Source organism: Streptomyces sp. NPDC005784 (assembly GCF_042871525.1).
Lineage (GTDB): Bacteria > Actinomycetota > Actinomycetes > Streptomycetales > Streptomycetaceae > Streptomyces.
In genome coordinates, this window is record NZ_JBIAIQ010000016.1 from 1 (window position 1) to 7,619 (window position 7,619).

6 protein-coding genes are annotated in these 7,619 nt (G+C 73.2%); 4 read left to right on the forward strand and 2 right to left on the reverse strand.

Features of this window, described 5'->3' with window-relative positions:
• Positions 1 to 124 precede the first annotated feature (124 nt).
• A complete protein-coding gene (locus tag ACFYR3_RS24165; protein WP_389284707.1) occupies positions 125 to 1,132 on the reverse strand; it encodes a helix-turn-helix domain-containing protein in 1,008 nt (335 codons plus the stop codon).
• Positions 1,133 to 1,243: 111 nt separating this feature from the next.
• On the opposite strand from ACFYR3_RS24165, the gene ACFYR3_RS24170 reads away from it, so the two are divergent.
• The 3 genes from ACFYR3_RS24170 (at position 1,244) to ACFYR3_RS24180 (ending at position 3,954) form a co-directional block, all read left to right on the forward strand.
• Entirely contained in the window at positions 1,244 to 2,275 is a 1,032-nt protein-coding gene (locus tag ACFYR3_RS24170) for a saccharopine dehydrogenase family protein (RefSeq protein ID WP_389284708.1), read from the forward strand.
• A 161-nt stretch (positions 2,276 to 2,436) separates the two neighbouring features.
• The gene (locus ACFYR3_RS24175; protein ID WP_389284710.1) at positions 2,437 to 3,114 is read left to right on the forward strand and encodes a maleylpyruvate isomerase family mycothiol-dependent enzyme; all 678 of its coding nucleotides are present in this window, start codon (positions 2,437 to 2,439) and stop codon (positions 3,112 to 3,114) included.
• Positions 3,115 to 3,249: 135 nt separating this feature from the next.
• Entirely contained in the window at positions 3,250 to 3,954 is a 705-nt protein-coding gene (locus ACFYR3_RS24180) for a copper homeostasis protein CutC (RefSeq protein ID WP_355841349.1), read from the forward strand.
• Between the two features lie 567 nt (positions 3,955 to 4,521).
• On the opposite strand, the gene ACFYR3_RS24185 is transcribed toward ACFYR3_RS24180, so the two are convergent.
• Positions 4,522 to 6,486, reverse strand: a complete 1,965-nt coding sequence (locus ACFYR3_RS24185) for a HelD family protein (RefSeq protein WP_389284761.1) — start codon at positions 6,484 to 6,486, stop codon at positions 4,522 to 4,524.
• A gap of 495 nt (positions 6,487 to 6,981) precedes the next feature.
• Here ACFYR3_RS24185 and ACFYR3_RS24190 point away from each other — a divergent pair, with 495 nt between their 5' ends.
• Complete coding sequence (locus tag ACFYR3_RS24190) at positions 6,982 to 7,176, forward strand: hypothetical protein (RefSeq protein ID WP_355841351.1); 195 nt, start codon at positions 6,982 to 6,984, stop codon at positions 7,174 to 7,176.
• Positions 7,177 to 7,619 lie beyond the last annotated feature (443 nt).

The window sequence follows — 7,619 nt, forward strand, 5'->3', positions numbered from 1 at the left end:
CACCCCCCAGGTCATCCGTACGACAGGGGGCACACAGCCATACCGGACCCGGGGGCCAGGCGCCCCATTGCGGGGCCACGGAAAAGGTAACGGGGCGGCAAGGGGACGGGCTGCCGATGCCGGCTCAGGGGCGCCTGCGGTGGTCCGGATCAGGGCGCCCGTGGTGTTGCCCGCTGTCGTCCGGGCCGGGGCGGGTCCGTGAGCGGAACGTGCGGCGGTAGGCGTCCGGAGGCACGCCGACCGTGCGGTTGAAGTGCCGGCGCAGCGTCGCGGCGGTGCCCATGCCGGTGGCGGCCGCGATGGCGTCGACTCCGGCGTCGGTGGTCTCCAGCAACTCCTGGGCGTGCCGGATCCGTTGGGTCAGCAGCCATTGCAGCGGGGTGGTGCCGGTCACCGACCTGAAGTGGCGGCCCAGGTTGCGCGAGCTCATCCGCGCCTGGCGGGCCAGGTCCTCCACGGTCAGCGGACGGTCCAGCCGCTCGATGACCCAGGGGAACAGCTCGGCGAGCGGGTGGTGGTCCGGGGCGGGCACCGGGGTGGTGACGAACTGGGCCTGGCCGCCGTCCCGGTGCGGGGACACGACCAGGTGGCGGGCGACGGTGTTGGCGACCGACGAGCCGTGGTCGAGGCGTACGAGGTGCAGGCACAGGTCCATGGCGGCGGCCTTGCCGGCGGAGGTGAGCACACTGCCGTTGTCCACGTAGAGGACGTCCGGGTCCACCGTCACCCGGGGATGGCGGGCGGCCAGGGCCCGGGTGTGCGCCCAGTGCGTGGTCGCGCGCTTGCCGTCCAGCAGGCCGGCGGCGGCCAGGACGAACGCGCCGGTGCACAGGGAGGCCACGCGGGCGCCCGCCTCGTGGGCCGCGCGCACCGCGTCGACCAGGTCGGCGGGCGGGTCCCGGTCGATGTCGGCCCAGCCCGGGACGATCACCGTGTCGGCGTGGGGGAGTTCGTCCAAGCCGTGATCGGGCTCCAGATGGAACCGGCCGACCCGCACGGCCTTCGGCCCGCAGACCGCGAGGTCGTACCAGGGACCCGTCACGGCGGCCGGGGCGGAGCCGAAAACCTCGCAGGCCAGGGCCAGTTCGAAGTGGAGCATTCCGTCGGTGGCGGCCAGCGCGACAGAGGTCATGTCCGGAAGTGTACGGGGCATGGCGTTCCGGACACTCGTGCGGGGCGCCCGCCCTCGTCAGGATGTCCGTGACGGATCAAGGCAGTTCACTTCGAGCACGGGGGAGAACCCATGGAGTCGGGGCAGGCGGTAACGGTGTTCGGCGCGTACGGGCACACCGGACGGTTCGTGGTGGCGGAACTGCTGGAGCGCGGGTTCGTCCCGGTCCTCTCCGGCCGGGACGCCGAGAAGCTGAAGGAACTGGCGGCCTCGCACCCCGGACTCGACGTCCGCCCCGCCTCGGTCGACGATCCGGATTCCCTCGACCACGCGCTGGCCGGTGCGGCGGCTGTGATCAACTGCGCCGGGCCCTTCGCCACGACGGCCGCCCCCGTGATCGAGGCGGCCCTGCGTGCCGGGATCCCGTACGTGGACGTGGCGGCCGAGATCGAGGCCAACCTCGACACGTTCACGCACTTCTCGGAGCGGGCCCGCGCCGCGGGCACGGTGATCGTCCCGGCGATGGCCTTCTACGGCGGCTTCGGCGACCTGCTGGCCACGGCCGCGATGGGCGAGTGGACGGCGGCCGACGAGGCGCACATCGCGTACGGGCTGAGCGGCTGGCACCCCACCGCCGGGACGCGCGCCGCGGGCGCGGTCTCCCGGGAGCGGCGCGGCGGCCGGCGCGTCCGTTACACCAAGGGGCAGTTGGAGTACCGCCAGGACGCCCCGCCCGCCCTGGAGTGGCCGTTCCCCGACCCCATGGGGCCGCGGGCCGTCATCGGGGAGTTCTCGATGGCCGACGTGGTCACCGTGCCCAGCCACCTCGCCGTCCCCGAGGTGCGCACCTACATGACCGTCGAGGCGGCCGGGGAACTGTCGGCCCCGGACACCCCGGCGCCGCGTGCGGTCGACGAGCGCGGGCGGTCCGGGCAGACCTTCGTCGTCGATGTCGTCGTGCGCTCCGGGGGTGCCGAACGGCGGGCCGTGGCGAGGGGCCGGGACATCTACGCCGTCACCGCGCCGCTCGTGGTGGAAGCGGTCGACCGCATCCTCACGGGACGCACCAGGACGGTCGATGTCGCCTCCGCCGGTGAGATCTTCGACGCCCCCGACTTCCTCCGCGCGCTGTCCCCGCACATCTCTTTCGAACTGCGCCGCTAGCGGGCACACCGCTCACACCACTCACACCGCTCACACCGCTCACACCGCTCACACCACTCACACCACTCAGACCTCGCACGCTTCGCAAGCTCCGCGTCCGATCCGAGCGACAGCCCCTGGGGAGGACAGCTCCTGGGGACGCCGGCCCCTAGCGTGGAGTCATGATTCCTGGAGACGCACACGACGTACGGGACCCGGAACTGCCCGGTCTGCTCCTGCGCACCGAGCGCGACGCGCTGATCCCGCTGTTGCGGGCGAGGCCGGAGGGCGACTTCGCGCGTTCGACGGCCGGGTGTCCGGCGTGGACGGTGCGGGACGTGCTGGCGCACTGCTCGGCCGTGCTGACGCGGGTCGTCGAGAGCCGTTTCGAACCCGGGGTGTTCTCGCCCGAGGCCAACGACCGCGACATCGCCGAGCGCGGCGACTGGCCGACGGCGCGGGTCGTCGACGAGCTGGAACGCGGGATGACCGAGGCGGGGCCGGTGATCGCCCGGGCCGGCGGTGTTCTCGACGCGGTCGCACTCGGGGAGTGGGTCCATGCCGGGGACGTGCGCGAGGCGTTCGGGGAACCGGGCGCCTACGAGGGAGCGGGACTCCCGCACGCCCTCACGCTCCTGGTCCGCGTCAGCCGCGAACGCGACCATGTGCCGCTGCACGCGGATCTCGACGACCTCGACGACCCCCTGCGCCTGGGCGGTATCCCCGGCGACCGGCCCCCGGCCCGTTACATCGGCGGTGCCGCGACCCTCGTACGGCTCTGCTCGGGCCGGCCGGTCGCGATGACGACGGCGTACGAGCTGGTGGGGGCGCGGGAGGAAGAGCTGAATCTGTTCCGGTGAACGGTGGGCGAGGGAGGGGCCGGAGGGAAATCCCTCGGCGGCCCCTCCACTCGCCGTGATCTTCTCGCGCCCCCGCTCCCGCCCGCGTACTCTTGGATTGGACTAGACCTGTAGCGGCCCAAGGGAAGAGGTCCGATGAGCGAGCGGAAGAGCGCAGTCCTGGAGGTGATCGCCCTCGGCGTGGAGGACGCGGTCGCCGCTCAGGCCGGCGGTGCGGACCGGCTGGAGCTGGTCACCGACATGGCGGCCGACGGGCTGACCCCGTCGGTGGAGACCTTCGCCGGGATCCGTGCCTCCGTCGACATCGCACTGCGCGTGATGCTGCGCCTGTCGGACGGCTTCGCGGCGGGCGGCGCGCAGGGCGTCGACACGCTCGTACGGGTCGCGGGCGCCATGCGGGACGCGGGCGCGGACGAGTTCGTGCTCGGTTTCCTGGACGAGCACGGCTCCCCCGACCTGGCCGCCGTGGAGCGGATCGTCGCCGAACTGGACGGCTGCCGCTGGACGTTCCACCGCGCGATCGACCGCGCCGCCGACCGTGACGCCCTGCGCAAGCAGCTCGCGGACCTGCCCGGCCTCGACGCCTATCTGACCGCCGGGTCCCCGACGGGCGTCGACGACGGGCTCGTCGTCCTCGCGACCGAGTCCGCCCGTCGCGGCGAACCGGGATACGAGCCGCGGATCATGGTCGGCGGCGGCCTGCGCCTCGATCATGTGCCGGGGCTTCGCGCCGCGGGCCTCGACGCCTTCCACATCGGCGGTGCGGCACGCCCGGGAGGCTGGACGGGACCGGTCTCGGCGGAGGCGGTACGGGAATGGCGGACCGCCCTCGACGCGTAGGCCACCGGCCCCCTGCGACGTGTGGGCCACCGGCCCCTGCGGCGCGTAGGCCACCGGCCCCCTTCGGCGTGTGGGCCACCGGCCCCCTGCGGCGTGTGGGCCACCGGCCCCCTTCGACGTGTGGGGCGCTGGTTTCCCTAGACGTGTGGGGCGCGCTTTCCTCGGTGCAGGGGAGGCCGGCTCCCTTCCACGTGTGGGAAGTCGGCTCCCCTCGATGCGTGGGCCACCGGCCCCCTTCGACGTGTGGGGCGCTGGTTTCCCTGGACGTGTGGGGCGCGCTTTCCTCGGTGCAGGGGAGGCCGGCTCCCTTCGACGCGTGGGAAGTCGGCTCCCCTCGATGCGTGGGACGCCGACTCCCCGTGACGCGTAGGGCGGGGTCCCCCCCCGGCATTGGGGCGCCGTCCCTTCGTAACGGCGTCCCCTTGTACCGGCCGGCCGCTTGTGCCGCTGCTGCCGCCCCCCGGTGCGCCAGCCAGCGCACCGGGGCTGTCAGGTCAGGCCGGCTCGGTCGGTCGGGTCAGGCCAGCTCGGTCGGTCGGGTCAGGCCGGTTCGGCTGCTTGGGGTGCTCAGGTCAGCTCGGCGGGGAGCGGGGCCGCGTGGGTCACGATCAGCCCCGAGACCGCCCGGGTGAGTGCCACGTACAGGCGGCGCAGGCCGGTGCGCTCGTCCGGCTCGCCGTCGACGACGGCCCGCGGCTCGTCCAGGACCACGTAGTCGTACTCCAGGCCCTTGGCGAGCGAGGCCGGGACCAGAGTCAGCCGGGTCTCGGCCGTCGTCTCCTCGCCCGGGCCGAGATACGTCCGCCCGGCCGCCGTCAGCGCCTCGGTGAGCACCGGGATCCGGGCGTCGGCGGCGATCAGCCCGACCGACCCCTCGTGGTCGAGCAACTCATCCACCGCGCCCAGGACTTCGGCGTCCGCCGTGCTCGCGCGCACCTCGAAGAAGCCCGGGTTCTCCCGCACCGACGCGACCGGTGCGAGACCGGGCGCGATGTGCGGCAGCAGCCGGGACGCGTAGGTGATGACGTCCGTCGGCACGCGGAAACCCGCCGTCAGTTCCTCGACCACCGCGTCCCCCTTGCCCAGGTGGCCGAGGGCCTCCTCCCAGCTCCGGGTCGCCCACGGGGTCGTCCCCTGCGCCAGGTCCCCGAGCACGGTCGCCGACCCCGTCGTGCAGCGCCGCCCCACCGCTCGGTACTGCATCGGCGACAGGTCCTGCGCCTCGTCGAGCACCACGTGCCCGAGGGAGTGCGTGCGCTGGACCAGGTCCGTGGCCTCGTCGATCAGCACGGCGTCGGCGGCCGACCACTTCGCGGCCCTCACGCCGCGCACCGGCTTCGCCCAGAGGATCTCCTTCTGCTCGCCCTCGTCGAGCAGCCCCTCCGCGTGCGCGGCGAGGAACTCCGCGTCGCTCAGCAGCCGGAGCACGAGCTTCGCCGGGTCGACGGGCGGCCAGATCGCCTTCACTGCGGCCTTCACGGCGGCGTTGCGGGCCACGGCGTCCTGCACGCGGTCGTCCGGCGCCTCCCCGGAGCGCTCCATCTGGACCAGCACGGCATGCGCGATCCGCTGCGGAAGGGCCTGGTGGGCGGCGCCGTACCGGATGTCGCGGTCGAGCAACTCCCTGACGATCTCCTCCAGTTCGTACGCCGGGACGCGCCAGCGCCGTGATCCCCTGACCACCACCACGGGCTCGGTCGGGATGCTCACGTGCGAGCGGACGGCCCGGCGCAGCACCTGGGCCATCCGGGCGTCGCCCTTGAGCACGGCCGCGGCCGAGTCGTCAGTGCCGCGCACCTCGACGTGCGCGACCAGATCGTCGACGGTCGCCTGCCTGACCTCCAACTCGCCCAGAGCGGGCAGGACTTGCTCGATGTAGTGCAGGAAGGACTTGTTCGGCCCGATGACCAGGGTGCCGGTGCGGGCGAGCCGCTCCCGGTGCGCGTACAGCAGATACGCGACCCGGTGCAGGCCGACGGCGGTCTTCCCGGTGCCGGGACCTCCCTGCACACAGACCGAACCGGACAGCCCGGACCGTACGATCTCGTCCTGCTCCGGCTGGATGGTTGCCACGATGTCGCGCATCGGACCGACGCGCGGGCGCTCGATCTCCTGCTGGAGCAGCTTGCTGGTGGCCGCGGCCTCGGCCGGGTCGGAGAGGTGCTCGTCCTCGTAGGCCGTGAGGTCGCCGCCGGTGTAGCCGAAGCGGCGGCGCAGCCCGACGTCCATCGGGTCCTTCTTCGAGGCCCGGTAGAACGGCTGGGACACCGGCGCGCGCCAGTCGATGACCATCGGATCGCCGCCGGCGTCGTGGACATGCCGACGCCCGATGTAGAACCGCTCGCCCTCCGCGCCCTCCGCCCGGTCGGAGCCCGGCGGGTGCAGATAGTCGAGCCGCCCGAAGAAGAGCGGGGTGTGGCTGAGGTCGGCGAGGGCCTTGATGCGCTCGCCGATCTGCCGGTGCAGCACCTCGGCGTTCACCCAGTTCGCGGTGACGTCGCGGATGTCGAGGTTCTCCGCGTCCTCGCGCATCGCGCGGAGCGCCGAACGGGACTCGGAGAGGTGGGCGCGCTCGCGGGACAGGGGATCGTCGGACTCGGACGGACCGTCGGACAGGGTGGACACGGGGAATTGCCTCCGGGGAAACCTGCTGCGGGAGTGCTTCGGGAGTGCTTGGAGTGCTTGTGGGGCGATGCGGATCGTGGATCTCTGCGGATCTCGTTGGGAATCTGTCCAGAATCCGTACGGAATCCGGTGTGATTCCAGGTGCCGTCCGGTTTCCGGCCGGGCGGCGGCACTCCGGGAAGGGAGGCGGGCAAGAGCGAAGATTCTAGGCGACGGACGGATGCCGGGGCCAACGGGTTTTCCGGTACCTGACTGCCTTGTCAGGGTCGGGCACCCGGGGACCCTAGGGGGCGGTGTCCGACGTAGGGCGTACGGCGGGGAGCCCGGAGCCGTACCTGGGGGGTGGCGAGGTTCGGTCCGAAGACCGACGCCGTTCGGCGTATCGGTGCGCACCATGGAGATATGAGTGCAGCCACTTTCACCCAAGGTCCTGCCCATCCCGGGCCTGTCGCGCGCGGCGCGACGGCCGTGACCTCCGTCCACCATCGTCACCGCCTCGGCGACGCCGTGCGCGCCGTCAAGGTGTTCGCGCGAGCGGCCTTCGGGGTGGTCCTGCTCGGCGAATACGGCGAAGAAGCGGGCGTCCGCCGCCACTGACGTGTACGCCCGCTCCTTCCCGCCGTTCCCCCGCACCCCGAGACCCGCACCGCCCCTGTCCCCGCCTCGCACCAAGGCCCGGCCCGCTCAGCACCGGCGGGCTGCACCCCGTCGGTGGGCCCCAGGGCCATCCAGCCCGGCTGGGCCGCACCCCGCCGTAGCCCGGTGAACCCGTTCTCGCGCTTGGCGCGAATGCCCCGCACGCGCCTTCGGGGCAGCGCAGCCCCGCCACCGGGCCCCGGGCCTGCCAAGCGTCGGTGAGCCGCACCTCGGCGGTGGGCCTCAGGGCCGTCAGCGCGGATGGGCCGCCCGCCCTACCGCTGGGTCGCAGGCCTCGCCCAGTGCCGGTGGGGCGCACCTCGTCGTGCCCCGGTGACCTGTCCTCGCGCTCCGCGCGGATGCCCCGCACACGCCCGTGCGGCGGTGTGGTCGAGCCTCGCTGG

What these genes read in the sequence shown, in the direction of transcription:
- ACFYR3_RS24165 (WP_389284707.1), bottom strand. Translation starts at nt 1,132, where the DNA reads ATGACCTCTGTCGCGCTGGCCGCCACCGACGGAATGCTCCACTTCGAA.
- ACFYR3_RS24170 (WP_389284708.1), top strand. Translation starts at nt 1,244, where the DNA reads ATGGAGTCGGGGCAGGCGGTAACGGTGTTCGGCGCGTACGGGCACACC.
- ACFYR3_RS24175 (WP_389284710.1), top strand. Translation starts at nt 2,437, where the DNA reads ATGATTCCTGGAGACGCACACGACGTACGGGACCCGGAACTGCCCGGT.
- ACFYR3_RS24180 (WP_355841349.1), top strand. Translation starts at nt 3,250, where the DNA reads ATGAGCGAGCGGAAGAGCGCAGTCCTGGAGGTGATCGCCCTCGGCGTG.
- ACFYR3_RS24185 (WP_389284761.1), bottom strand. Translation starts at nt 6,486, where the DNA reads ATGCGCGAGGACGCGGAGAACCTCGACATCCGCGACGTCACCGCGAAC.
- ACFYR3_RS24190 (WP_355841351.1), top strand. Translation starts at nt 6,982, where the DNA reads ATGAGTGCAGCCACTTTCACCCAAGGTCCTGCCCATCCCGGGCCTGTC.